This is a genomic window from Methylocystis sp. IM3, assembly GCF_038070105.1.
In the GTDB taxonomy this organism is placed as follows: Bacteria; Pseudomonadota; Alphaproteobacteria; order Rhizobiales; family Beijerinckiaceae; genus Methylocystis.
The window spans coordinates 2671529-2694851 of record NZ_JBBPBZ010000002.1 but is presented as its reverse complement, the minus strand read 5'-3'; the positions used below and the strand labels follow the sequence as shown (position 1 = coordinate 2694851).

At 66.1% G+C, this 23323-nt stretch carries 22 protein-coding genes; 12 read left to right on the top strand and 10 right to left on the bottom strand.

What is annotated here, in order from left to right; genetic code table 11:
* Positions 1 to 67: 67 nt before the first annotated feature.
* The 3 genes from WOC76_RS15105 (at position 68) to WOC76_RS15095 (ending at position 2022) form a co-directional block, all read left to right on the top strand.
* Complete coding sequence (locus WOC76_RS15105) at positions 68 to 292, top strand: FmdB family zinc ribbon protein (protein ID WP_341105724.1); 225 nt, start codon at positions 68 to 70, stop codon at positions 290 to 292.
* Between the two features lie 247 nt (positions 293 to 539).
* Positions 540 to 1061: a translation initiation factor IF-3 gene (infC, locus tag WOC76_RS15100; protein WP_341108755.1), complete on the top strand. Its 522-nt coding sequence runs from the start codon at positions 540 to 542 to the stop codon at positions 1059 to 1061.
* A 133-nt stretch (positions 1062 to 1194) separates the two neighbouring features.
* Positions 1195 to 2022: a hypothetical protein gene (locus WOC76_RS15095; protein WP_341105726.1), complete on the top strand. Its 828-nt coding sequence runs from the start codon at positions 1195 to 1197 to the stop codon at positions 2020 to 2022.
* A 17-nt stretch (positions 2023 to 2039) separates the two neighbouring features.
* Here WOC76_RS15095 and WOC76_RS15090 read toward each other — a convergent pair whose 3' ends face one another.
* The 7 genes from WOC76_RS15090 to WOC76_RS15060 form a co-directional block, all read right to left on the bottom strand.
* Complete coding sequence (locus tag WOC76_RS15090) at positions 2040 to 2867, bottom strand: ABC transporter permease (protein WP_341105728.1); 828 nt, start codon at positions 2865 to 2867, stop codon at positions 2040 to 2042.
* A gap of 19 nt (positions 2868 to 2886) precedes the next feature.
* Positions 2887 to 3630, bottom strand: a complete 744-nt coding sequence (locus WOC76_RS15085) for an ABC transporter ATP-binding protein (RefSeq protein WP_341105730.1) — start codon at positions 3628 to 3630, stop codon at positions 2887 to 2889.
* A 16-nt stretch (positions 3631 to 3646) separates the two neighbouring features.
* The gene (locus tag WOC76_RS15080) at positions 3647 to 4612 is read right to left on the bottom strand and encodes a YVTN family beta-propeller repeat protein (protein ID WP_341105731.1); all 966 of its coding nucleotides are present in this window, start codon (positions 4610 to 4612) and stop codon (positions 3647 to 3649) included.
* Entirely contained in the window at positions 4609 to 5787 is a 1179-nt protein-coding gene (locus tag WOC76_RS15075; protein ID WP_341105732.1) for an ABC transporter substrate-binding protein, read from the bottom strand. Before WOC76_RS15075 ends, WOC76_RS15080 begins: the two co-directional genes overlap by 4 nt.
* A gap of 66 nt (positions 5788 to 5853) precedes the next feature.
* Positions 5854 to 6270 carry an EF-hand domain-containing protein gene (locus WOC76_RS15070; protein WP_341105733.1) on the bottom strand — a complete coding sequence of 139 codons (417 nt, stop codon included), beginning with the start codon at positions 6268 to 6270 and terminating at the stop codon, positions 5854 to 5856.
* A gap of 116 nt (positions 6271 to 6386) precedes the next feature.
* Positions 6387 to 8837, bottom strand: coding sequence for a TonB-dependent receptor (locus WOC76_RS15065; protein WP_341105735.1), 2451 nt, complete (start codon positions 8835 to 8837; stop codon positions 6387 to 6389).
* Between the two features lie 122 nt (positions 8838 to 8959).
* On the bottom strand, positions 8960 to 10300 hold the full coding sequence (locus WOC76_RS15060) for a histidine kinase (protein WP_341105737.1): 1341 nt from the start codon (positions 10298 to 10300) through the stop codon (positions 8960 to 8962).
* A 78-nt stretch (positions 10301 to 10378) separates the two neighbouring features.
* Here WOC76_RS15060 and WOC76_RS15055 point away from each other — a divergent pair, with 78 nt between their 5' ends.
* A complete protein-coding gene (locus WOC76_RS15055; RefSeq protein ID WP_341105739.1) occupies positions 10379 to 10996 on the top strand; it encodes a response regulator transcription factor in 618 nt (205 codons plus the stop codon).
* 33 nt (positions 10997 to 11029) lie between these two features.
* Here WOC76_RS15055 and WOC76_RS15050 read toward each other — a convergent pair whose 3' ends face one another.
* Both WOC76_RS15050 and pqqA read right to left on the bottom strand, forming a co-directional pair.
* A complete protein-coding gene (locus tag WOC76_RS15050) occupies positions 11030 to 12061 on the bottom strand; it encodes a cytochrome-c peroxidase (protein ID WP_341431478.1) in 1032 nt (343 codons plus the stop codon).
* Between the two features lie 146 nt (positions 12062 to 12207).
* The gene (gene pqqA, locus WOC76_RS24365) at positions 12208 to 12285 is read right to left on the bottom strand and encodes a pyrroloquinoline quinone precursor peptide PqqA (protein ID WP_154420341.1); all 78 of its coding nucleotides are present in this window, start codon (positions 12283 to 12285) and stop codon (positions 12208 to 12210) included.
* A 454-nt stretch (positions 12286 to 12739) separates the two neighbouring features.
* Between pqqA and WOC76_RS15045 the strand changes: the two genes are divergently transcribed.
* The 5 genes from WOC76_RS15045 to WOC76_RS15025 all read left to right on the top strand — a co-directional run bounded on the left by WOC76_RS15045 (position 12740) and on the right by WOC76_RS15025 (position 17453).
* A complete protein-coding gene (locus tag WOC76_RS15045; RefSeq protein ID WP_341105742.1) occupies positions 12740 to 13843 on the top strand; it encodes a formylmethanofuran dehydrogenase in 1104 nt (367 codons plus the stop codon).
* Positions 13837 to 15471 (top strand): formylmethanofuran dehydrogenase subunit A, encoded by a 1635-nt coding sequence (locus WOC76_RS15040; protein WP_341105744.1) that lies wholly within the window; start codon positions 13837 to 13839, stop codon positions 15469 to 15471. The genes WOC76_RS15045 and WOC76_RS15040 overlap by 7 nt, the downstream gene beginning before the upstream one ends.
* A complete protein-coding gene (gene fhcD, locus WOC76_RS15035) occupies positions 15459 to 16367 on the top strand; it encodes a formylmethanofuran--tetrahydromethanopterin N-formyltransferase (protein ID WP_341105746.1) in 909 nt (302 codons plus the stop codon). The genes WOC76_RS15040 and fhcD overlap by 13 nt, the downstream gene beginning before the upstream one ends.
* Complete coding sequence (locus WOC76_RS15030) at positions 16364 to 17173, top strand: formylmethanofuran dehydrogenase subunit C (RefSeq protein WP_341105748.1); 810 nt, start codon at positions 16364 to 16366, stop codon at positions 17171 to 17173. Before fhcD ends, WOC76_RS15030 begins: the two co-directional genes overlap by 4 nt.
* 64 nt (positions 17174 to 17237) lie before the next feature.
* The gene (locus tag WOC76_RS15025) at positions 17238 to 17453 is read left to right on the top strand and encodes a hypothetical protein (protein ID WP_341105749.1); all 216 of its coding nucleotides are present in this window, start codon (positions 17238 to 17240) and stop codon (positions 17451 to 17453) included.
* Between the two features lie 13 nt (positions 17454 to 17466).
* Here WOC76_RS15025 and WOC76_RS15020 read toward each other — a convergent pair whose 3' ends face one another.
* On the bottom strand, positions 17467 to 17784 hold the full coding sequence (locus WOC76_RS15020) for a DUF1330 domain-containing protein (protein ID WP_341105750.1): 318 nt from the start codon (positions 17782 to 17784) through the stop codon (positions 17467 to 17469).
* 146 nt (positions 17785 to 17930) lie between these two features.
* Here WOC76_RS15020 and putA point away from each other — a divergent pair, with 146 nt between their 5' ends.
* From putA to WOC76_RS15005, 3 genes are all read left to right on the top strand, one after another.
* Positions 17931 to 21002, top strand: coding sequence for a bifunctional proline dehydrogenase/L-glutamate gamma-semialdehyde dehydrogenase PutA (gene putA, locus WOC76_RS15015; protein WP_341389862.1), 3072 nt, complete (start codon positions 17931 to 17933; stop codon positions 21000 to 21002).
* Between the two features lie 129 nt (positions 21003 to 21131).
* Entirely contained in the window at positions 21132 to 21641 is a 510-nt protein-coding gene (locus WOC76_RS15010; RefSeq protein WP_341431477.1) for an Hsp20/alpha crystallin family protein, read from the top strand.
* 347 nt (positions 21642 to 21988) lie between these two features.
* A complete protein-coding gene (locus tag WOC76_RS15005; protein WP_341105751.1) occupies positions 21989 to 23191 on the top strand; it encodes an MFS transporter in 1203 nt (400 codons plus the stop codon).
* Positions 23192 to 23323: the final 132 nt, after the last annotated feature.

Genomic DNA, 23323 nt, shown 5'->3' with positions numbered 1-23323 from the left:
TCTTTCTCCTTCGCCTCCGGAGCGGTAGAGTAGGAGCCTTCCAACGTAATCGAAAGAGGCCGTTCGCATGCCGCTTTATGCCTTTCGCTGTCAGGACTGCGCTCATGAATTCGAAACGCTGGCGCGTTTCGAGGAGACCCCTGTCTGTCCGTCCTGTGGGGCGGCCCATGTCGAGCGGCAGCTGTCGCTGATCGCGAAGCCTGCCGCCGGGGGCGACGCGGGCGGGGGCGAAAGCTGCGCTGCAATGAGCGGCGGGACGCCTTGCGCGGGCTGTCCGGCGTTCGCCGCCTGACGCCGGGCGCCGCCGGGCGGGCGCAGGCAAGGAGGGAGAATTTCCCATAAAGCGCGCTTTCGCGTGAATAATGCGCTTTCGGCCGGTTTCGGCTGTTGACTTGCCGCTCTTTCGTGAGAATCTCCCGTACTCCGGGACAAGCGTCCGGAAGAGCCTATATGCGCGTCAGTAGCGCAGATTGCCAATCGACGGCCGGGAGTTTCGGCCACTGGAAGGAGAACGATCCATTCGCAGGCCAATGAAGAGCATGGCGGCGCCGCAGAAAGAAGGCCCCCGCATCAACCGTGAGATTCGCGCACGCGAAGTGCAGCTGATTGATTCCGAAGGCAAAAATCATGGCGTCGTTCAATTTCTGGACGCCCTGAACATCGCCGAACAGGCTGGCCTCGACCTCGTCGAGATCGCGCCGAATTCTGCGCCCCCCGTATGCAAGATCCTCGATTATGGACGCTTCCGCTTCGCCGAGCAGAAGAAGGCCGCCGAGGCGCGCAAGAAGCAGAAGGTGGTCGAGGTCAAGGAAATCAAGCTGCGCCCCGGCATCGACGAGCATGACTATGACGTCAAGATGAAGGCCGTGCGTCGCTTCTTCGAGGAGGGCGACAAGGTCAAGGTGACCCTGCGCTTCCGCGGCCGCGAGATCGCCCATCAGGACATCGGCTACAGGCTGATGACCCGCGTGAAGGCCGAGACGGCCACCCTTGCCAAGGTCGAGCTCGAGCCCTCGATGGAGGGCCGCCAGATGGTGATGGTTCTCGCGCCGAGACAATAACAATTCGCTCGCCGGCGCGGCCGGCGGGGCTGGAAGGGGCCGTTTGAGAATGTCGATTGCGCCGTCCTTGACTGTCATTGCTCGGGCGGCAGGGACAGCCGTCTTTTTGTGCGCTTGCGGGCCGGCGTCGCCTGTGTCCGCGCAGATGGCGCTTCCCGGCGCCGTGGAGCCGACGCCCGAAGGCACTGTCGCTTCGCCCCGACCGAAGAAGAAGCTCAGCAGCGGCGAGATGGGGTCGGCGCGCGGCCCTGTCGTCATGCCCAAGGCGCCATCCGAGGACACGATCGTCGGCAAGGCGCTGATGCTGGACGGCAACGGCAGCACGATCGAATTCGCGCGGAACGGGTCCGATGTCCAGGTCGTGAAGCTCACGCTGGCGGGCGACCGGCTGTCGCGTTCCGGCGAGGCGTGCCGGGTCGACATCGCCGGCATGCCCCTGAAGCTGACGCCACGCGACAGTGGCGCAGGGCTGCGCCGTTATCAACTCGCCGCCCTCACGGCGTGTCCGTTCACGCTCGACGTTCTGGACGGCGCCATTCTCGTGACCAATGACGGCAAGGCCTGCGAGATCAAGGAGGCGGACTGCCGCGCCGATCCGAGCGGGCTCTGGGGAATGCCCGAGACCGACTTCGACCCCAAGAAGGCCGAGGAAATGCTCGGCGCCCGCGCCAGCGTCGAGAAGACGGTGCGCTCCGATTTCCGCGCGCTCTACGATCGCAACAAAGCGGACAAGCTGGTGCGCGGCTTCGTGGTGAAGGAGCAGGCGGGCTTTTCCTCCTGGCGCGAGGAAGTGTGCCGCTCCTACGCCAAGGAATCCGACTTCGGCTATTGCGCCCTGCGCCTGACCGAGGCCCGCGTCATCGCCCTCGGCGCGCAGCTCGCGGGCGGGGTGAAGTTGCCCGAAGGCTATGCGGAGACCGTCGCCGCCGAGGAAACCGCCGCCAAGGCGAAGAAGAAGTAGGGCGCCCCCGCCGGCGCCTATCCGCCCTTCCGCATCAGCATCCCACGCGCGGGGTCATAGGCGATGATCGCGCCCGTTAGAAACACGCTCGTATAGGCGAGGACCGCGGTGAGCGAGGTCCATTCGATCTGCTGGTAGAAGGCGAAGCGTATCAATTCGACGGCGTGGGTGAAGGGATTGGCGAGACACACATAATAGAGCCAGGGGCTCGACTCCTTCACGCGCCAGAGCGGGTAGAGCGCGGAGGAGGCGAAGAACATCGGGAAGATGACGAAGTTCATCACGCCCGCGAAATTCTCGAGCTGCTTGATCAGCGACGACAGCAACATGCCGAGCGCGCCGAGCATCAGCCCGCCGAGCGCCAGCGCCGGCAGCACGGTGAGATAGCCCCATCTGGTCGGCGGCTCGATCTCCCAGAAATAAGCAATCAGCAGAAAAGCGTAGACCTGCAGGATCGACACGGCGACGCCCGCCATCAGCTTGGCGCCGAGCAAAAACCATCGCGGGAAGGGCGAGACGAGCAGCGTGCGCATATTGCCCATCTCGCGGTCGTAGACCATGGAGAGCGACGACTGCATGCCGTTGAAGAGCTGGATCATCGCCATGAGGCCCGGCGCGATATAGACCTCGTAGAGCACATAGGTCTCGTAAGGCGGGATGATCGAGACGCCCAGCACCTGCCGAAATCCCGCCGCGAAGATGAAGAGCCAGACGAGCGGACGCACCAGCGCGGAGACGAAACGCTCGCGCTGATGCAGGAAGCGCAAGCCTTCGCGCCAGACGACGCCCATGAGGCAGATGAGATATTGGCGGGGCGTAAAGGAGCCCTCCCTCTCCGTCGTCATCGGCAAAAAGTCCTTCACCCTAACCCGCTCGGGCGTCGACGCCCGTGATCCTTGCGAAGGCGGCGCCGATGCTGTCGGCGTCCGCTTGCGTGGCGATCTCTCTCGCGCGCCCCGTCGCGAGCACCTTGCCCTGATGCAGGATCACGACCGGGTCGTCGTCCTCGATCTCGTCGATCAGATGCGTCGTCCACAACACGCCGAGCCCCTCGTCGCGCACGAGGCCGCGCACATGGGCGAGCAGATCGGCGCGCGCCTTGATGTCGAGGCCGACGGTCGGTTCGTCGAGCAGCAGCAGGCGCGGCTTGTGCAGCAGCGCGCGAGCAATTTCGACGCGGCGCATCTGCCCCCCGGAGAGGGCGCGCGCCTTGTCGTCGGCGCGTTCGGCGAGGCCGGCGCGGGCGAGCGCCTCTAAGCCGAGACGGCGCGCCTCCAGCGGGCCGATTCCATGCAGCGCCGCGTGATAGATGAGGTTTTGCATGAGGCTCAATTCGAGATCGAGCGTGCGCGCCTGGAAGACGACGCCGAGACGCCGCAACGCCGCGCCCGGCGCCCGCATGACATCGGCGCCGAGGATGTCGATCTCGCCGCTTCGCGCCGCATAGAGCCGCGTGACGAGGGAGAAGAGCGTGCTCTTGCCGGCGCCGTTCAATCCCAGCAGCACGGTGAAACTGCCGGGCGCGACCGTGAAGGACACGTCGTCGAGCGCCTTGCGCGACCCGTAGGAATGGCTGACGTCTCTGATGTCGAGGGCCGGGACGCTCATCGCGCCACACCCGCCGTCATTGCGGCGCCACCACGACGCCCCAGGGGAAGGAGCCGACGGGGATCGACTTGACCACCTTGAGACTGGCCACGTCGATCACGGAAACGTCATTGGAGACGCCATTGGCGGTGAGCAGATATTTCTCATCCGGCGTGAAGGCGAGATGCCAGACGCGCTGGCCGACGAGCAGATATTTCTCGACCTTCTTCGTCTCCGCGTCGATGACGGCGACGCGGTTCGCCGGCCCGAGCGCCACAAAGGCGCGCTTGCCGTCCTTCGTGATGGAAATGCCGATCGGCTGGATCGCCTCTTTCGACATGGCCGGAATCTCGAAGCTGATTTTCTGCTTGAGCACGCGTTTCACCGGATCGATCACCGCCACCGTGCCGCCGACTTCGGAGGAGACCCAAAGCTCCGAGCCGTCCTTCTTGAATTCGGCGAAGCGCGGACGCCCGTCGACGAGAATATTGGCGACGATCTCCTTCGTCTGCGTGTCGATGAGATGCGCCATATTCGTCGTTTCGGACGTGTTGACGAGCAGCTTGCCGTCCGGGCTCACCGCCATGCCCTCTGGCTCGACGCCGACCGGAATGTCGCCGATCTGCTCCCTGCGCTTCACGTCGATCAAGGTGACGAGATTGTCGTTCTCATTGGAGACGTAGATCGTGTCGCCGCCGGGGCTCAGCGCCAGAAGCTCCGGATCGGGGCCGGATGGCAGCTTGCCGGTGAGTTTCAGGGATTTCGTATCGAGCACCTGAATGGCGTCGTCGTCGCCGGCGCAAATGTAAAGTTCGGAGCCGTCTTTGTTCAGCTCGATGCCGCGCGGGCGCCGCCCCACTTTCACCGTCGCCGTCGCTTCGAGCTTGTCGGTGTCGATGACGGTGATGGAGTTGCCTTTTTCGTTGCTGATATAGGCCGTGTAGGCGCCTGCGGGGAGGGGCAGGAGGGACGCCAGGAGGACGGCGGCGAAAAGCTTGCTCATTTCAACCTGCACTTGGTTTCGGGCTGATCGAGGCCCAGCGTATCGAGTTCGCTCACCTGATGCAGAAAGCCTTCCTGCGGCGAGACGGAGACGGTCATACGGCCGTCGGAGAGAAGGATCGGCTGGCGCAATTGCTGGTTCCACGGGCGCAGCGTCAGCCGCACGCCCTTGAAGGCCGCGATCGAGAATTCCGGGCTCGCCATGAAAGCGCGCAGCTTTTCCGGGTCGCCGGAATTGGCGCGCGTCGCCGCTTCGCCGATCATGCGCATGGCGAGCCAGGCGTTGTTGTCGCGCGCATTCATCAGCCGGCGAAAGGTCGCCATGAAACGGTTCTGCAATTGATGCGCGCCCCATTGCTCATGGGCCGGGTCCCAGCTCGTCGGATAGAGTCCTGCCGAACCCGCGACCGGGCGCGGGTCCCAAGTGCGATAGGGAAGATAGCCTGCAAAGACCTCGCTCTCGTCGATAGCGACGAGCGAATCATAAGCGGGCGCGTTCTGGGTCAAGACCGGCATCTGGCGCTGCGTCTGCACGGAGCCGGAGTCGCTTCGCCGTCCGCCGCCCGTATCCTCGTAAAGGCGTTCCTCGACGATCTTCGCGCCGAACTTCTTGGCGGCGCGGCGGTACGCCTGCGCCAGAAGTTCGTCTTCCGGATGCGAGCCCTTGATGAGCAGCCATTTGCGCCATTGCTTCCAGACGAGATATTGCGCGAGCCCGTCGGCCAGCATGGCGCGCGTCGGCGTCACATGGATCACATTGGCGCGGCAGTCTTCCTCGCGCAGGCGTTCATCCGGCGCCGAGACGTTGAAGAGGAGCGCGCCTTTCGCCCTGGCGCGTTCGCTCGCCGCCAGCAGACGATCCGCATTCAGATCGGCGATGATGAAACGGGCGCCCTTGTCGACGAGCGCGTCGACAGCTGTTGCGGCATCGGCGCCGGCGTCGAGCTTCTCGTCGATCGCTTCATAAGACTGATTGGTGAATTTGCCGGTCGTATTATTGTCCGCGGCGCCGAGCAGGGCGCCGGCGAGCGTGTCGTCGGCTGCGGGAATGTCGAGGATCGAGAGCGTCTCGCGGGAGTGTTCCTGCCGAAGCACGCCGACCTTGATCGCGAGCGCATCCGCCGCGGCCGGCGCGGCGGCGAACATCAGAAGGAAAGCGGCGGCGAGGCTTTTCATGCCTCCTAAATGGCCGCTTTGGCGCGCGGGATCAAGTCGCCTCTCCCGCGCGCCCGAGCCCAGGGATCAATGCGTGACGCGCAGCAGCTCCTTGCCGGGCTTGGAGGCAAGCTCCTTCTCGTCCAGCGTGCCGTCATTGTCCGGGTCGGCGTCCTTGAACAGCGCCGAGACGGCGGAGAGGAACTCATCCTTGGTCAACGTGCCGTCATTGTCCGGATCGGCCGCGGCGAAGGCTTTCTTGGTCAGGCGGCCCTGAATCTCCTTCTTGTCCAACGTGCCGTCATTGTCCTTCTCGAGCTTGCCGAACAGCTCTTCGGCGGGCTTGGTGATCTCGTTCAAATCCACGGTCGAGTCATTGTCCGTGTCGAGCTTCGCGACCGGCGACGCCTTGGCCGCCTTTTTGGCCAGGGCGGGCGAGACCGGCGCCGCGACGAGGCCGGCAAGCGCAAGCGCGCCCGCGAGAACAAATTTGTTGGCTTTCATTGTCAGCTCCACGTTCAGGAAGAACTCCCGAGATATATTGGAGCCGCTCCCGGTCCGCCAGTAGCGCGTCACGCGCCAAAAAAGAGCGGCCCCGAAGGGCCGCAAGTCTGTCGGGGTCAGTAGGTGAATTTCACGCCGCCATAGATGCCGGTCGGCGGCCCGAGCGAGACCATGCGCGGATTTGTGTAGGTCAGGAAGGCGATGTCATTCGTGTCGAACCAGGAGCCGAAGGTTCTCGCGCGCGTGTTGGTCACATTCTCGAACAGGCCGTAGACCTGAAGGTTCGGCGTGATCTGATAGGAGGTGCGCAGGTTCAGCATGGCGTAGGACGGAAGCCGCGCGCCGATGTTGATCTCGTCGCCCCGGATATAGGACCCCGCAGTGTATTGGAAGTCGGCGCCCACCTTCCACTGCGTCGTGACCGCGTAATCCGCGCCCGCCTTGAAGCGATGCGGCGCGACCGAGGAGAGATTGGCGCCGGGCGTCACCATGATCGAGCCATTGCCGTAAAGCTGCGCGAGCGGATTGTCGGGCGCGCCCAGCAGAATTGTCGAACGGAAGGTTGCGATCGTCATCGTATAGTTGACATAGGCCGAGAGACTCTCGTCCGCATAGCGCAGCGCCACTTCCACGCCCTCGCGCCGCGTGGAACCTGCGTTTGTGAAATAGCCGCGTCCGTTGATCGAACTGGGCACGGCAAGAATGTCGTTGAAGTTGTTGGTGCGGAAGACGCCGCCGCTCCACGTCACCACGCCGGGAAAATAGTCGCCCGCCGCCGGGAGGACCTTGGGGATTTCCACCGTGCCGCGCATGCCGAATTCCGTCGTGTTCGACTCGACCTGCTTGAGCGGCGGATCGGCGACAAGGAAGGTGTCGAGCAAACAGGGGCGCGCGGGGTCGGCGCAGCCGAGCTCGAGCGGCGTCGGCGCACGATTCGCCTCAGAGTAGCTGGCGTAGGCAAAGGTGTTCGGCAACACTTCATAGGTCGCGCCGGCCATGGGATTGATGCGCGTATAGACGCCCGCGCCGTTGAGCGCCGTGCCGCGCAGATCGTATAGGCTGATCCCCGCGCGATTGAACCGCGCGCCTGCGGTAATTTTCAGCCGGTCGGTGACGTCCAGCGTGTCGAGCGCATAGACGCCGAGATAGGAGTTGCCCGCAGTGACCTTTACGGGCGAGATGTCGCTCGCCGGCTCATCGACGAAATAGTTGATCCCCTGTACGGCGAGGGTCGGCGGAATAATTCCCAGCTCCTGGATGGCGCTGAAGGATGTCCAGCCCTGATCGAGGCTGGCGCCGAAAGTGATCTTGTTGTGGAAGCCGAAGTAAACGTCGTCGTTCGTCGCCTGCACGGTCCCGCCGATGGTGCGCGAGCGCGTCCAGGTGCGGTCGACGGCGCCGAGTTGAACCTGTCCGTCGAAGAAATTCGGGATGGAGGTTGGATCGCCGTTGCTGTTTTCGCAGATGGCTTCGCCCGGCTCACACTCGAACTCGGTCGTATTGCCGTCGACGCGGGCCTGGTCGAAAGCGCGGTAATGCACGTCGCCGAAGAGTTTCCAGCTCGGGCTCGCCTGCACATTGCCGTTGACGTCGAACATCGACAGCGTGTTCTTCTGCGACTGGGGCGTGGTGTACACAGCCCAGGGATTGCGCGTCACGTCTTCGACCGGTGCGGGGCCGGTGCCGTTGATCTTGTTGCCCGCGAGGGTCACATTGGCGTGGATCTCGGCTTGGTCGCCGCGGTAGCCGATGTCGCCGTAAAGGCGCTTGATGTGGCCGCCGGAGAAGTAGCGGTAACCATTGTCGCCCAGCGCCTCCAGCGCGAGATAGGCCGCGTAGGGGCCGGACTGCACGCCGAACTGGCCATAGCCCTGCCGTCGCCCCCGGCTGCCGCCGCGCCCGTCGATCTCGAGGCCCTGATAAGTGAAGCCGTTCTTCATATCGAGGACGACGGCGCCGCCGATGGCGTTCAGGCCGAAAAGCGGATTGCCGGTGACGATCGTCGAGCGGTCGATGGCGATGTTGGGGATCATGTCCCAATAGACATTGTCGCCCCAGGCTTCGTTGATGCGAATGCCGTTCTGATAGACGGCGAGGCCCTGCGGGGTGCCGGCGACCGGCGAGGCCAAGAAGCCGCGAAAATCAACTTGCGGCTGCAAAGGATTGCCGGTGACGTCGTTGACGCTCACGCCGGGGGATTGGCGAAGCAGATTGTCGACGAGCTCGAAGCCGCGCGTGTTCTGCAACTGTTTGGACGAGAGCGTGTAGGTCGCCGCCGGAACCGCATATTGAATGACGACCGGAGAGACTTGCCCCGCGCCGGCGCCGGCGCCGGGCGCGGCGGGCTGGGCCGCGGGCGCAGCCGCAGCGGCGACGGGCCGGCTCGGACCCTGGGCGGCGGAGGGGCGCGCGGGACGCGGCGCCGTGGAGCGCAGGGGCGCGCCGCCGACTTCGATGGTCGGGAGGGTCTGCTGGGCAAGGGCGGTCGATGAGAGGAGCGCAGCGCCGAGAGTGGTCAGAGATCGAAGTTTAGCCATTGTGCCGGGGGCCACGAGTTGGATTTCCATGCTCCCGCTTATAGCGTTTCGCGCCCTCATCGTATCGACGGGAGAGGCTGCGCCCGCCAATATTCCCGGCCTGTGGCCTATTGGCTACAGTTCTGAAAAATAACGGTTTTGTCGGGATCGTGTCATGACGGGTCCGGGAATTTTTCCCGAATTCGAGACGGTTTTGACCCAGATCGCCGCAGCTCCGCGGAAAGCTTCGCGCCGCCTCCGGGAGCATTCGTCAAGGTCAGCCTCCCGCCGAGCGCGGCGACGCGTTCGCTCATGCCTCTGAGCCCCAATCCGCCGCCCCCGCCCGCTGAAAATCCGGCGCCGTCGTCCTCGACCTCGATGCGCAGCGTTTCCTGTTCCCGAGAGACGCTCAGGCGGATTCGGCGCGCGCCGGAATGGCGGAAGGCGTTGGTCAGCCCCTCCTGCGCCACGCGATAGGCGGTGAGCGCCGTGGTTTCGTCGATCGGCCCGCGTGCGCCGTCGAGGGCGAGATCGATCGTCACGCCGGCCCGCGTCTCCCGCCAGCCGCGCGCGAGCGCCTCGAGCGCGTCGGCGAGGCCCATTTCGGAGAGCGCCGCTGGGCGCAGCCGGCCCAGAATGCGGCGGTTCACCTGCTGCAGCGCCGCGATCTGCGCGTCGATCTTCGTGCAGTCTTCAACGAGGACTTCGGGATCAGCGCCGCTACGGGCCTTGCGCGCCAACGCCCCGACGCCAGCGCGAATGGCGAAGAGGAAGGGGCCGATTTCGTCGTGAAGATCGCGCGCAATGTCGCGTCGCTCTTCGTCCTGCACATGAATCATGCGGCGCACCAGGCGCCGGTTTTCATCGTCCAGCCGTCGCAGCGTTGCAGCGAGCGCGTTGATGCGCTCTGCGATCAGGATGAATTCCGGCGGCCCATCGGCGTCCGCGCGCACGTCGTAGTCGCCTTGCTCCAGCCGCCGCAGCGCGTCCGAGAGCGCGCCGATGGGGCTCAATGTGCGGGAAACGGCGTAGGAGACGAGCGCGAAGGCGACGCCCGCGACGCCGGCCGCGCCGATCGCGAGCCAGACGATCTCCTCCCAAATCTCTGCGATTTCATCGGCCGGATTGGCGGCGATCTCCACGGCGCCGAGCGGCGTCGCGATTCGCGCGGGCGGCGGAGGGCGAAACACGAGCGCGCTGAACCAGTCGGGCGCGGGAGTCTTCGATTTCGGCGGCGGCTCGGCCTCGGCTTCGACGCCGACCCGCACGTGTCGCAGCCGCCGCACATCCTGGAGAAGGTCGTCGAGTTCGGCCTTGGGGTTCGCCGCGCCGCTCAGGCGGGGCAGAGTGGCCTCGACCAGATCGCGCGCGAGCCGCGTCGCGCCTTCGGCCTCTGCGCTGACGCGCGCGCCGGCGTGGAGAATCAGGAGCCCGACGCCAAAGGCCAGGCCGCAGACGATCACGCCGCCGAGCAGGAGAGACAGCCGCGCGCGCAAGGACAGACTTTGCAGCATCGCCGCTTTCCTTATCCGTTGGCTGCAGACTTTACGAAGGCGGCGCCCGCGGTCAATCTTCAGGCGCGAGGAGGAAAGATGCGGGTTCTTATCGTTGACGACCATCCGATCATTGTCGCGGGCTGCGCCGCCATGCTCGCGGGGGAGGGCGACATCGACGTCGTCGACGCGCGCGACGCGGAGACGGGTCTCGCCGCTTTCCTCGCGCACAGGCCCGATGTGACGGTCGTCGACATCGCCATGCCGGGCGTGTCGGGTCTCGAGCTGACGCGCCGTATCCTGCAGGAGGACCCCGCGGCGCGCATCGTCGTCTTCAGCATGAACGACGATCCGATCTTCGCCGCGCGCGCCATCGACGCCGGCGCGAAAGCCTATGTCACCAAGAACGACGATCCCTATCTGCTGGTCACGGCGGTGCGCGAGGTCGCGGCGGGCGGCGTGTTTCTGATGCCGAAGATCGCCAATCAACTCGCCTTCGAGAAAGGCGGCGGCGCGGGTCCGCTCGCGGCCCTCACGGCGCGGGAGCTCGAGATCCTGCGCATGCTGGGCGCGGGACTGGGCATGAATGAAATCGCCGAGGCGACGCAGGTCTCCTACAAGACCATCGCCAATAGCTGCTCGATCATGAAGCGCAAGCTCGGCGCCCGTACGCCCATGGAGCTGATGAAGATCGCGCTGGAGCAGAAGCTGGCGTGATCCAGCGCCTGCTCCCTCGCGTCAGAGAGGGTCCTACTTCGCGTCCGGGAAGGGCTCGGGCGCCGAATAATTCGCCGGGACCGCCCCCGTCAGGCTGCCGAGGAAGGCGACGATGTCGGCCGTCTCCTGCGGAGACAACGACTTGCCGAGCTGCGTCTTCCCCATGATCTCCACGGCCTTCGCCAGTTGCGCGACCGAGCCGTCGTGGAAATAGGGGTCGGTCTTCGCCACGTTGCGCAGGCCCGGAACCTTGAAGACATAGAGGTCGGCGTCGTTCTTGGTCACATCGGCCCGGCCTTTGTCGGGCGTCTTCACGCCGGTCTCTTTCCAATAGTCTTCGACGACCCCGAACTTCTGGAAGGAATTCCCGCCGACGCCCGGCCCATTGTGGCAGCCAGCGCAACCCGTATCGATGAAGAGGCGCAGGCCGGAAAGCTCTTGCGGCGTCAGCGCCTTGAGGTCGCCAGCGAGGAAGGCGTCGAATTTCGAGGGCGTGAGCAGCGTTCGCTCGAAGGAGGCGACGGCGAGGCCCCAGTTCTTTGAAGTCACAGGATCCTTTTCGCCGGGGAACGCCTTGGCGAACGCCTCCGGATAAGCGGGCACGGCCTTCAGCTTGCCCATGGCCGCCGCCTGGTCGGGATTGCCGAAGCTCGCGGGGCCGAGCAGCGACTTTTCAGCCTGATCCTCGAGCGATTCGCGGTCCCCGCGCCAATGCTGCTTGAAATTCAGCGCGGAGTTGAACACCGAAGGCGCATTGCGCGGATTCTCCTTGCCGAAGACGCCGATCGCCTTCGCTAGGCCGTCGCTCGCCTGCCTGTCCGGCAAATGGCAATGCGCGCAGCTCACATTGCCGTCCTCGGACACGCGGTTCTCGAAAAACAGCCGCCGGCCGAGCTCGACGCGGGCCGCCTGAACGGGGTCCTTGGCGACAGGGGCAGGGGGGAGCGGCTGAAAGAGAGCCTTCGCCTCGTCGAGGAGCTTTCCGGCGTCGGGCGCTCCGGCCCCCGCGGGCGCGGGCGTAAAGGTGGCGGCCAGAAGAAGGGCGGCGAGAATCGGATGTCTCATATCAGCTCCGCGGGCGGCGCGGCCTCCTGGATTTTGGGCAAAAAAAATCGAGCCGAGTAAGAGACGCCGGCATGTCGCGGCGCTATTCCTACCGGCTCGATTTTTGTGGAGAGACCGCCGGAAAGGCGGCGACTCGCCTGAAATCCTTAGATTTCAGCCGACGAGTAGGCGGTGACTTCCATGCCCACGCAAACTTCGACGATCACAGGGGTGGTCCAGGCCATTGTATTTCCTCCGTTTGGAACTCTGTCGGCTGCATCCTGCTCTTGAATGTCCTCGACTTCTCGGGTCGGGCGACGGGGGCAGGTTCGAGCTCGGCGAGAGCATTATCATGTTCATGTTGACGGTGCAATTGGCCCCCTCGCGAGCTGTTGGAGGGGCGGAAAGGCTACGACGGCGGAGGCCCCCCGGCTTTCCTCTTTGCTCGAATCGCGCGCTTCGTCGCCTCCGGTCGGGCATATGGCGCCTAGGTTCTCGACACGGGGCCTGACGGCTGCTAGGCATAGTCCGCATTCGGTAGGGGCGCCGGCGACAGCGGCCCGGCCCGAAGCGCATCAAACAAAAAAGCCTTTGAGTTTTCCTCCGGCCGCCGGCATAGCGAGGGCGACTTCAGGCTCGCGCGGCAATGCGCCGCGCGGCATTTTCGACAACCGCCAAGCGGCACAAGGCAGGAAGCGGATGAGCAAGGCGACGCTCGACGGCAAAGCGATTGCGCTCGAAGACGCCTACAGGCAGGCGGCTCGCATTCTGAGCGGCGCGACTTTCCCTCTCGTCGGAGGGCTGGGGGCCGACGTTCCCGGCGCCCGTGCGGCGATCCTGCTCGCGGAGCGGCTGCGGGGCGCCTTCGATCATCTGGCGTCGCGCGATTCTCTCGCGGACCTGGACGTGAAACGCTCCTTCGGCATGTTCACGACGACGGCCAACGAGGCCCGCGTCCGCGCCGATGTGGTCGTGCTCGTCGGCCCCGGCCTGACCCGGCAATGGCCCGGCATGCTGGAGCGCCTTGCGCTCGATCAGCCGCCGCGCCATGGCTCGCAGGCGGGCCAGCCGCGCAAGGTCATCTGGCTCGGGCCGGATGCGAGCGAGGCCGGCGCCGTTCCGGGCGCCAAGATCATCCCGGCGAGCCTCGAGGAAATTTCCGGCGTCTTTGCCGCATGGCGCGCGCGCGTCGGCGGCCGTCCCCTGGCGTTCGACGCCGCGAAGCTCGAACTGATCGACGGCGTCGCCGAGACGCTGAAGGGGGCTCGCTTCGGCTGCTTCGTGTGGGCGGCGGCGATCGGGCTCGACGCGCTGGCCATCGAGATGATGCAGGCGCTCGTGACCGACCTCAACGTCACGACGCGCTTCACGGGCGTCCATATCGGCGGCCGCGCCGGCGCCGCGGGCGTCACCCAGACGGCGGGCTGGATGACGGGCTTTCCGCCGCGCACCGGCTTTGGCCGCGGCTATCCCGAGCACGATCCCTGGCGTTTCGAGGCCGCGCGCCTCGTGGACAGCGGCGAGGCCGACGCCGCCCTGTGGATTTCCGCCTTCGACGGCGAGGCTCCGCCCTGGGCGCGGCGGGACATTCCGCTCGTCACGCTGGCCCCGGCGGGCGCCGAGCCTGCGCATGGGCTTTACATCGAGGTTGGTCGGCCCGGCGTCACGCATGACGCCGTGCTCATGGCCCAGGAGACCGGCGGCCTGACGCTGCGCACGGCCACGGCGCCGACCGACGCGCCGACGGTCGCGCATGTCATCGACGCCATCATGGCGAATGTTTCGGAGGTCGCGCCTTGCTGACAGTTTTGCGTGGCGGCCATGTCGTCGATCCGGCGACCGGCCGGGACGGCGTCGGCGACGTCTGGTTCGAAGACGGCCGCATCGTCGCGCCGCCCGCGGGCGGCAAAGCCGACAAGGAAATCGACTGCGCCGGCCATATCGTCATGGCGGGAGCGATCGACATTCACTCCCACATCGCCGGCGGCAATGTGAACACGGCGCGCCTGCTGCTGCCGGAGCTTCACCGCGCGATTCGCGCGCGCGTTTCCGGCACGCCGCTCTCGACGGCCAAATGGTCGACCTATGAGACCGGGCGCCTTTACGCGCAGATGGGCTTCACCACGGTTGTCGAGCCGGCGATGGCGCCGCATCATTCGTTGCAGACGCATTTCGAATTGAACGACGTGCCGATCATCGACAAAGGCGCGCTGACCGTCCTCGGCAACGACGACTTCCTGCTGCGCCAGTTGCGCGCGGGCGAATCGGAAAGCGCGATAAACGACTATGTCGCCCAGACGGTGAGCGGCACGAAGTCGCTGGGCCTCAAATGCATCAATCCGGGCGGCTGCGAGGCCTTCAAGGAGAACATGCGCGCCTTCGGGCTCGACGACGAGGTGCCCTTCTACGGCCTCTCGTCGCGCAAGATTTTCCAAGCGCTACAGAAGGCGACGCAGGCTGTGGGCGTTCATCACCCGCTGCATCTGCACATGAACAATCTGGGCATCGCCGGCAATATTCAGACGGCGCTCGACACGATCGACGCGTCGCAGGGCCTGCCGCTGCATCTGGCCCATGTGCAGTTCTACGCCTATGGCACGGAAGGCGCGAACGCCTTCTCCTCCGCCGCGGCGGCCTTCGCGGAGAAGATCAACGCCAATCCGAACGTCACGGTCGACGTCGGCCAGGTGATGTTCTCGCAGACGGTGACCATCTCTTCGGACGTGCTGAAGCAGTTCAACAGCATGCCCGGCGGCAGTCCGAAGAAGGGCGCGATATTCGACGGCGACGCCAACGGCGGCGGCATCGTGCCCTACGCCTACAAGATATCGAACTACTACAACGCCATCCAATGGGCGGCGGGCCTCGAGCTGTTCCTGCTCATCAAGAACCCCGAGCAGGTCTTCTTCACGACCGACCATCCGAACGGCGGCCCTTTCACCGCCTATCCGGAGCTGTTCGCGTTGCTGATGAGCGCGGATTTGCGCGCGCAGGTCATGTCGCGTCTGCCGGCCGAGGTGCTGGCGCACACGACGCTGCCGTCGATCACGCGCGAATATACCTACTATGAGCTCGCGCAGATGAGTCGCTCCGGCGCGGCGAAGCTCTTCGGCTTCACCGACCGTGGCGCGCTGGCGCCCGGCGCCATCGCCGATATTGCGATCTACAAGGAGAGCAGCGACAAGGCGGGCATGTTCCGCCGCGCGGCCTATGTCTTCAAGGATGGCGACCTCGTGGTGCGTGACGGCGAGGTCTCGCACTACCGTCGCGGCAGGACGCTGCACATCAGCCCGCGCTTCGACAAGGCCATCAACAAGCGGCTCGACAGCTATTACGAAGAGCTTTACGGGCTGCCGCGCGGCATTTTCGACGTGCCGGACGCAGCTCTGCCGCACAAGGACGCCTTTGCGGAGGTCGCATGCAAGGTATAGTTCGCAACGGCGTTCGGATCGACGACAGTTTCGCCGAAGCCTTCCCCATGGCCGCGACGGGACTCATCGTCACGGCGCCCACGCGCAAATGGGCCAATCAGGCGGCGGCGACGGCCACGGGCTACGCCACGTCCGTCATTGGCTGCGATTGCGAGGCGGGAATCGACGCTGAGCTTTCCGAAGACGAGACGCCCGACGGCCGTCCGGGCGTCAGACTGCTGTTCTTCGCCTTCTCGACGAAGGGCGCGGAGAAGGCGCTGGTCAATCGTGTCGGCCAGTGCATCCTCACCTGTCCCGGGACGGCGCTTTATTCGGCCTTCGACGGCGATCTGAAGATCAAGGTCGGCGATTCGATGCGCCAGTTCGGCGACAAATGGCAGACCTCGAAGGCGATCGACGGGCGCCGCTTCTGGCGCGTGCCGGTGATGGACGGCGAGTTCTTCGTCGAGGGCCAGGTCGGCGTGCTCAAGAAATGCGTCGGCGGCGGCAATCTGCTGGTGATGGGCGCGGATTGGGAATCGACCATGCGCGCCACCGAGGCGGGCGTGAACGCCATCCATGCGGTCCCGGACGCGATCATGCCCTTCCCCGGCGGCATCGTCCGCTCCGGCTCGAAGGTCGGCTCGCAATACAAGGGCATGAGCGCCTCGACCAATGACGCCTATTGCCCGACGCTGAAGGGCGTGACCAAGACCGCGCTGGAAAGCGATATCGGCTGCACGCTGGAGATCGTCATCGACGGTCTGAGCGACGAGGCGGTGCGTCAGGCCATGCGCGCGGGCCTGAAGGCGATCATCGATCTTGGGCCCGAGAAGGGCGCGAAACGCGTCGGCGCCGGCAACTACGGCGGCAAGCTCGGGCCGTTCCACTATCATCTGAAGGATCTGCTGCCGTGAAGCCCTTCACCTTCACGCTCCGCCAGGAGCCGCCGCAGCGCGTCGACCTCTCGGCGCTGACGCCCGACCGCCTCGCCGGCAAATCCCTTGCCGCGATCGAGAAGATCGAACTCGGCACGACCCGCGCCTCGACCAAGGTCGGCGATCTGTTCAAGCTCGCCGAAGGCGATCTGAAAAATGTCCGCTACGAGGGCGGTTCGGCGCGCTTCGACCGGCTTGGCGCGAAGCTGCTGCCGGGCTTCTCGATCCATGTCGAGGGAGACGTGGGTCTTGAGCTCGGCCGCCTCGCCAAGGGCGGCGCGATCACGGTTTCCGGCGGGGCCGGGGCCTATGCCGCCTCCGGCAACGAGGGCGCGCATATCGAGATCAGAGGCGACGCGGGCGAGATGCTGGCGGCTCCGCTCGCCGGCGAGCTGGCCGGCATGTCGGGCGGGCGGGTCGTCGTGCGCGGCAAGGTTGGCGCGCGGGCCGGCGACCGGCTGCGGCGCGGCATTCTCATCATCGAGGGAGACGCCGGCGACGACCTCGGCTCCCGCTTCATCGCGGGCACCATCATCGCGCTGGGCAAAACCTCGGGCCGCGTCGGCTATCTCAACAAGCGCGGCTCCATCATTCTGGCGCGGCGCCCGGAGATTCCGCCGACCTATGTCGACTGCGGACCGCATGTCTTCACCTTTGCGGGTCTTTTCGCCCGCGGCCTCAAGGCGGACAGCGCCGCGGCCTCGGCGCTGCTCTCGCAAAGACTGCAGCGTTTTGGCGGCGACACGGCGGTCTATGGCAAGGGCGAGATATTGACCCCCGCCTGACCGGCATTACCCTTGCTTGATATCGAACGCCGCCGATGGGCGGCGTTCATGCAAGGGGTTGCCGATGAATTTCGTCCAACTCATCCTGACTGTCTGCGCCATCTCCCAGCCGACGGCCTGCGACGAACGCCGGCTGACGCTCGAGTCCGCCACGGGGTCGACGCGCAACTGCGTCATGCAGGCCATGCCCTATATCGCCCAGTGGTCGGGCGAGCATCCCAATGTCACGGTCACGCGCTGGCGCTGCGTCACGCCGGGCGCCGAGGGCGACAAGATCTGAGCCCCGCGAGCCGTCACACGATCGGATCGGGGTCGCGCGTGTTCTCGCGCCCTTCCTGGAGGATCATCCGGCCCGTCGACGCCGCGCGGCGGAACGCGCAGGCAGTCTGGTAATCCGGATCATTGTACCAGGCCAGAGCCGTCTCCCGGTCGGGGAATTCGAGGATCACCAGCCGCTCGGCGACGTGCGGCCCTTCGACTGTGGCGACCTCGTCGCCGCGCGTGAGGAATTTCCCACCATGGCGGGCGACGGTGGCGGGCGTCAGCGCCGTATATTTGCGATAGGTCTCCGGGTCGTGGATGGTCATCGTGCAAATGAAATAGGCGGGCATCCACATCTCCTGACGATCGACTCGGGCCTTCAGTCATAGACGAGCAGAGCCGCCGCTGAAACCGAGGGCACGCCGCCCTTTGCCGGAATGCCCCTGCGCGCCCATATCCTCCAGACAGGAACTTGAACAAGGCGCTGCTTGCCGCCATGCCCAAAGACCCGCCGCCGCCCTTCGCCGCGCCCTATGCCCCGCCGGACGAGATCCTCGCCGCGCGCCTGATTGCGAATCCGCCAGATTTCGAAACGCGCCGCGCCATCGGAGAGCTTGCGCGCAAGCTCATTCGCGGTATGCGCGGCGAGCGCGGCGCGCTTGGCGCCCTTGGCTCCCTTGGCGGCGTCGAGGACTTTCTTCACGAGTTCTCGCTCTCGTCCCGCGAGGGTCTCGCCGTCATGGCGCTGGCGGAATCCTTGCTGCGCGTGCCCGACGACGCGACCGCCGACCAGCTCATCGTCGACAAGCTCGCCGCGGGCGATTTCTCTCATCACGCGGCTGAGTCCGACGTGCTGCTCGTGCAGGCCTGCGCCTTCGCGCTGGGCTTCTCGGCGCGTCTCGTCGGGCAGGGGGAGCCGCGCGGCCTCGTCGCCGATCTGGCGCGACGCATGGGGCTTCCCGCGCTGCGCCTCGCCGCGCGGCAGGCCATGCGGCTGATGGGCGCGCATTTCGTCTTCGGCGAGACGATCGGCGACGCGCTCTCCCGCGCCAGGGGGCGCCGCGAGCGCTTTTCCTTCGACATGCTCGGCGAGGGCGCCCGCAGCGCGGCCGACGCCGCCCGCTATTTCGACGCCTATGCGGCGGCGATCGAGGCTATTGGCGCGCAGGCGGGCGCGGAACCGCTGCCCGCGCGCCCCGGCATTTCCGTCAAGCTTTCCGCCCTGCATCCGCGCTACGAGGCGATCTCGCGCGCGCGCGTGTTGCAGGAATTGCCGCCGCGCGTCCTGGAGCTCGCACGGCTCGCGCGCGACCGCGACCTCGCCTTCACGATCGACGCGGAAGAAGCCGACCGCCTCGAACTCTCGCTCGATGTTGTCGCGCGCGTGGTCGCCGATTCATCGCTTTCGGGCTGGGACGGTTTCGGTCTTGCCGTGCAGGCATACCAGAAACGCGCGAGCGCCGTGATCGATTACGCGCTGGCCCTCGCCGAGGCGCATGATCGCCGTTTCATGCTGCGTCTCGTCAAGGGCGCCTATTGGGACAGCGAAATCAAGCGCGCGCAGGAGCGGGGGCTCGCCGATTATCCGGTCTTCACCCGCAAGGCGATGACCGATCTCCACTATGACGCTTGCGCCGCGCAGCTCCTTCACGCGCCGCGTCTCTATCCGCAGTTCGCCACGCACAACGCCCGCAGCGTCGCCGAAATTCTCGCCCGCGCCGGCAAGCGGACGGACTATGAATTCCAGCGCCTGCACGGCATGGGCGAACCGCTTTACGAGGCGCTGGCCGCAATCAGCGACGCGCCCGTGCGCATCTATGCGCCGGTGGGGCCGCACCGCGATCTTCTGGCCTATCTCGTCCGGCGGCTGATCGAGAATGGCGCGAATTCTTCATTTGTCGCGCGCGCCGCCGATCCCGAGACCCCCGAGGCGGCGCTCATCGCCGACCCGCATGACGCGATCGGCGATCCAGACCGCGCCCGCCATCCGCGCCTGCGTTTGCCGGCCGAAATCTACGAACCGTTGCGGGCGAATTCCAAAGGCGTCGAATTCGGCGACAGAGCCGCGCTCGCGGCGCTGTGCTCCGAAATCGGCGCGGCGCAGGGCTCCCATGAGACGCATCCGACGATTTCCGCCGGGGCGCCGTCGCGTCCGGTTTTCTCGCCCATCGACGGCGCGGCCATCGGCCTCGTGGCGGAGAGCGACGAGACAACCGCGCGCGCCATGGTGGCCGACGCGGCGCGGGGCTTTCCCGCCTGGAATGCGACGCCTGTCGAAACGCGCGCGCGCATCATGGAGCGCGCCGCCGATCTGCTGGAGGCGCGGCGCGGCGTCTTTCTCGCGCTCTTGCAGAGCGAAGCCGGAAAGACGCTCGACGACGCCCTCGCCGAATTGCGCGAGGCGGCGGACATGTGCCGCTATTACGCCAATCAGGCGCGTCTCCTTTGTCGCGAGATCAGGCTTCCCGGCCCCACGGGCGAAGACAACCGGCTGAGCTACGGCGGGCGCGGGGTTTTCGTCTGCATCTCGCCGTGGAACTTCCCGCTAGCGATTTTCCTCGGGCAGGTCGTCGCCGCGCTCGTCGCCGGCAACGCGGCCGTCGCCAAGCCCGCGGAGCAGACGCCGCTTATCGCCGCAAGAGCCGTCGCGCTCCTTCATGAGGCGGGCGTCCCGCGCGCGGCGCTGCAACTGGCGACCGGCGCGGGCGAGATCGGGGCCGCGCTCGTCGCCGATCCGTGGACGGCCGGCGTCGTCTTCACCGGCTCCGTCGAGGTGGCGCAGCACATCAATCGCGCGCTCGCGGCGCGCGCGGGCGCGCTCGCCCCGCTGATCGCGGAGACGGGGGGCGTCAACGCCATGATCGTCGATTCCACGGCGCTCATCGAGCAAGTGGTCGACGATGTGCTCGCCTCCGCCTTTCGCTCGGCGGGCCAGAGGTGCTCCGCGCTGCGGCTCCTCTGCCTGCAGGAGGAAATCGTGCCCGGCGCCATCGAGACCCTCATCGGCACCGCGAAAGAGCTGCGCATCGGCGACCCGCGCGAGATCGGCGTGCATGTCGGGCCGGTCATCGACGCGGAGGCCAAGGACAAGCTCGACCGCTACATTGCCCACGCCAAGGCCGAAGGGCGGCTGCTCTTTGCGGGGGAGGCCCCGGCCAAGGGAACCTTCGTCGCGCCGGCGGTCATTCGTCTCCGGCGCGCCTCGGAGTTGCGGGAAGAGGTTTTCGGCCCCGTGCTGCATGTCGCGACCTGGCGCGCGGCCGATTTCGAGGCGCTGATCGGAGAGATCGAGGCGAGCGGCTACGGGCTGACCTTCGGGCTCGAAACCCGCATCGAGGAGCGGATGCAGGCGGCGGCGCGCCGCGCGCCGGCGGGCAACATATATGTCAACCGCAACATGATCGGCGCCGTCGTCGGCAGCCAGCCTTTCGGCGGCTTCGGCCTCAGCGGCACGGGGCCCAAGGCGGGCGGCCCGGATTATCTGCGACGCTTCCTGCGCGAGACGACAGTGACCATCAATACGGCGTCGAGCGGCGGGGACGCCGGGCTGCTGTCGCTCGAGGAATGAGCGCGACATTTGGCGCAAAAGGCCAGGCTTGAATCAGGCGCGGAAGACGCAGAATTTTTATCGTGTCGAGGCGACGAACGTCGCTCAAATTTGTTTTTGGATGACCATTGTCTGAACGGAGGAGAAAAAATGGCTCAGGAGCAAAACGCCCCGGTTAAAAAGGATGGTGGCGCGCTGATCTCTCCCGACATGTGGGACTGGCGCCCCTTCGAGGCGCTGCGTCGGCAGCTCGACCGTTTCTTCGACGAGGCGCCCTTGCAGAAACGCACAGGCGACATGGAGCCTTTCGGATTCATGGGCTGGCAGGGAACGCCCCCCGTCGATTTCGTCGAACGCGACAACGAATATGAAGTCACGGCGGAGCTTCCAGGCCTCGACCAGAAGGACGTGGAAGTGAAGGTCGCCAACGGCGGGCTTGTGATCGGCGGCGAGAAGAAGATGGAGCGCGAGGAAAAGAACGAAGGCATGTTCTTCTCCGAACGGCGCTACGGCTCGTTCAGGCGCAGCTTCCGCCTGCCGGAGAATGTCGACGTCGACAAGATCGAGGCGACGTTCGAAAAAGGCGTGCTGAAAGTGGTCCTGCCCAAGTCGGCCCAGACCACGAGTGAAGAGAAGAAGATCGACATTGCCGCGAAATGACCGTCGGTCCCGTGGATGCCCGCGTCGAGCGCGGGCATGACGGGAGAGAGCGCCCCGGCATTCCTCGCAGCCGCCCTCGCCCGTCATGGCCGGGCCTGTCCCGGCCATCCCTTCACCGCATCATATGGCTCAGCGCCTCGAACAGGCCGAAGTCCACCGCGGCCAGCATCACGCCGATAAGCGCCGCCTGGGCGATGAAGCGATAGGTGTAATGAGATGCCCGCATCTTGCCTTCCCTAGGCGGGAGTTAGCGGGAGAACGGTGTCCGGCAAGCGGCCCGCGCGCCAAGATTTTCAAGGGAAAGCGCCTGCTGACCGAGGGCGCATGCTTCGTGCTAGAAGCAATGGATGACTGACGATTCCCCTATCCGGACCGCCCGTCTCCGCCAGATTCCGCCAAGCGTCTGGGCGCTGGGGCTCGTCTCTTTGCTCATGGATTTCTCTTCGGAGATGATCCATGCGCTGCTGCCGGTCTATCTCGTCGGCGCGATGGGGGCGACCATGGCGGAGGTCGGCGTCATCGAGGGCGTCGCCGAGGCGACGGCGTCGGTGGTCAAGATTTTCTCGGGGGCCGTGTCGGACTGGTTCGCCAGCCGCAAGCTCCTTGCGATCCTCGGCTATGGCCTCGCGGCCGCGACCAAGCCCATGTTTCCCCTCGCGCCCGATGTCGCCTGGGTGATGGCGGCGCGCTTCATCGACCGTGTCGGGAAGGGCATTCGCGGCGCCCCTCGCGACGCGCTCGTCGCCGACGTGACGCCGCCGGAATTGCGCGGCGCCGCCTTCGGCCTGCGGCAATCGCTCGACACGGTCGGCGCCTTTCTCGGCCCCGCCGTCGCCGTCGTCGCCATGTGGCTGACGGTCGACGATATTCGGACGGTCTTCTGGGTCGCGACGATTCCGGCCGTTCTGGCCGTGATCGTCCTGGCCGCGGGCGTCAGCGAGCCGGAGAACACGCGCCCCGCGCGGCCGGCCCGCTTTCCGCTGCATTGGGAAGAGCTGAAACGGCTGGGCGGCCGGTTCTGGCTGGTCGTGGCGGTGGCGACCCTCTTCGGCCTCGCGCGCTTCTCCGAGGCGTTTCTCATTCTGAAGGCCGCGACCGTCGGCCTGCCGGACGCACTCGCGCCGCTCGTTCTGGTCGTCATGAACGTCGTTTACGCTGGCGCTTCCTATCCGGCGGGGTCGTTTTCGGACCGCGGTGACCGGATTTCCCCGCTGGCTGTCGGAATTTTCATGCTGCTCCTCGCCGATGTCGCCCTTGCTCAGGCGCAGTCGCTCCCGCTCGTCTGGGTCGGCGTCGTTCTGTGGGGGCTTCATATGGGGCTGACGCAGGGGCTTTTCGCGGCGCTCGTCGCGGACGCGGCGCCGGGGGCGCTGCGGGGCACCGCCTTCGGGGTGTTCAATCTTGCCGGCGGACTGGCGCTGTTGATCGCGAGCCTCGCCGCCGGGAAGCTCTGGGACGTTTATGGCCCGGGGGCGACCTTCGCCGCGGGCGGCGTTCTGGCCGCCCTGTCGCTCGCGGCGTTGCTCACGCTCGCCATTGCCAGAAGGTGAGCGGTCGAAGGAAATTCACTCCTTGGCCCGTGGTCGAAAATGGCGGAGTTGCGGCGCCGCACCATTTGAATTATCCACTTCTTAGGGCGCTTTTCAGAACCATTCCGTAGAGGCGCGAAAGAGGAAGCAAGC

Excerpts from the sequence above, each read along its gene's own strand:
- infC (WP_341108755.1), top strand. The coding sequence starts at position 540 with ATGGCGGCGCCGCAGAAAGAAGGCCCCCGCATCAACCGTGAGATTCGC.
- fhcD (WP_341105746.1), top strand. The coding sequence starts at position 15,459 with ATGCAAGGTATAGTTCGCAACGGCGTTCGGATCGACGACAGTTTCGCC.
- WOC76_RS15020 (WP_341105750.1), bottom strand. The coding sequence starts at position 17,784 with ATGCCCGCCTATTTCATTTGCACGATGACCATCCACGACCCGGAGACC.
- WOC76_RS15055 (WP_341105739.1), top strand. The coding sequence starts at position 10,379 with ATGCGGGTTCTTATCGTTGACGACCATCCGATCATTGTCGCGGGCTGC.
- WOC76_RS15070 (WP_341105733.1), bottom strand. The coding sequence starts at position 6,270 with ATGAAAGCCAACAAATTTGTTCTCGCGGGCGCGCTTGCGCTTGCCGGC.
- WOC76_RS15075 (WP_341105732.1), bottom strand. The coding sequence starts at position 5,787 with ATGAAAAGCCTCGCCGCCGCTTTCCTTCTGATGTTCGCCGCCGCGCCG.
- WOC76_RS15085 (WP_341105730.1), bottom strand. The coding sequence starts at position 3,630 with ATGAGCGTCCCGGCCCTCGACATCAGAGACGTCAGCCATTCCTACGGG.
- WOC76_RS15090 (WP_341105728.1), bottom strand. The coding sequence starts at position 2,867 with ATGACGACGGAGAGGGAGGGCTCCTTTACGCCCCGCCAATATCTCATC.
- pqqA (WP_154420341.1), bottom strand. The coding sequence starts at position 12,285 with ATGGCCTGGACCACCCCTGTGATCGTCGAAGTTTGCGTGGGCATGGAA.
- WOC76_RS15060 (WP_341105737.1), bottom strand. The coding sequence starts at position 10,300 with ATGCTGCAAAGTCTGTCCTTGCGCGCGCGGCTGTCTCTCCTGCTCGGC.
- WOC76_RS15005 (WP_341105751.1), top strand. The coding sequence starts at position 21,989 with ATGACTGACGATTCCCCTATCCGGACCGCCCGTCTCCGCCAGATTCCG.
- WOC76_RS15050 (WP_341431478.1), bottom strand. The coding sequence starts at position 12,061 with ATGAGACATCCGATTCTCGCCGCCCTTCTTCTGGCCGCCACCTTTACG.
- WOC76_RS15045 (WP_341105742.1), top strand. The coding sequence starts at position 12,740 with ATGAGCAAGGCGACGCTCGACGGCAAAGCGATTGCGCTCGAAGACGCC.
- WOC76_RS15025 (WP_341105749.1), top strand. The coding sequence starts at position 17,238 with ATGAATTTCGTCCAACTCATCCTGACTGTCTGCGCCATCTCCCAGCCG.
- WOC76_RS15010 (WP_341431477.1), top strand. The coding sequence starts at position 21,132 with ATGGCTCAGGAGCAAAACGCCCCGGTTAAAAAGGATGGTGGCGCGCTG.
- WOC76_RS15065 (WP_341105735.1), bottom strand. The coding sequence starts at position 8,837 with ATGGAAATCCAACTCGTGGCCCCCGGCACAATGGCTAAACTTCGATCT.
- WOC76_RS15080 (WP_341105731.1), bottom strand. The coding sequence starts at position 4,612 with ATGAGCAAGCTTTTCGCCGCCGTCCTCCTGGCGTCCCTCCTGCCCCTC.
- putA (WP_341389862.1), top strand. The coding sequence starts at position 17,931 with ATGCCCAAAGACCCGCCGCCGCCCTTCGCCGCGCCCTATGCCCCGCCG.
- WOC76_RS15105 (WP_341105724.1), top strand. The coding sequence starts at position 68 with ATGCCGCTTTATGCCTTTCGCTGTCAGGACTGCGCTCATGAATTCGAA.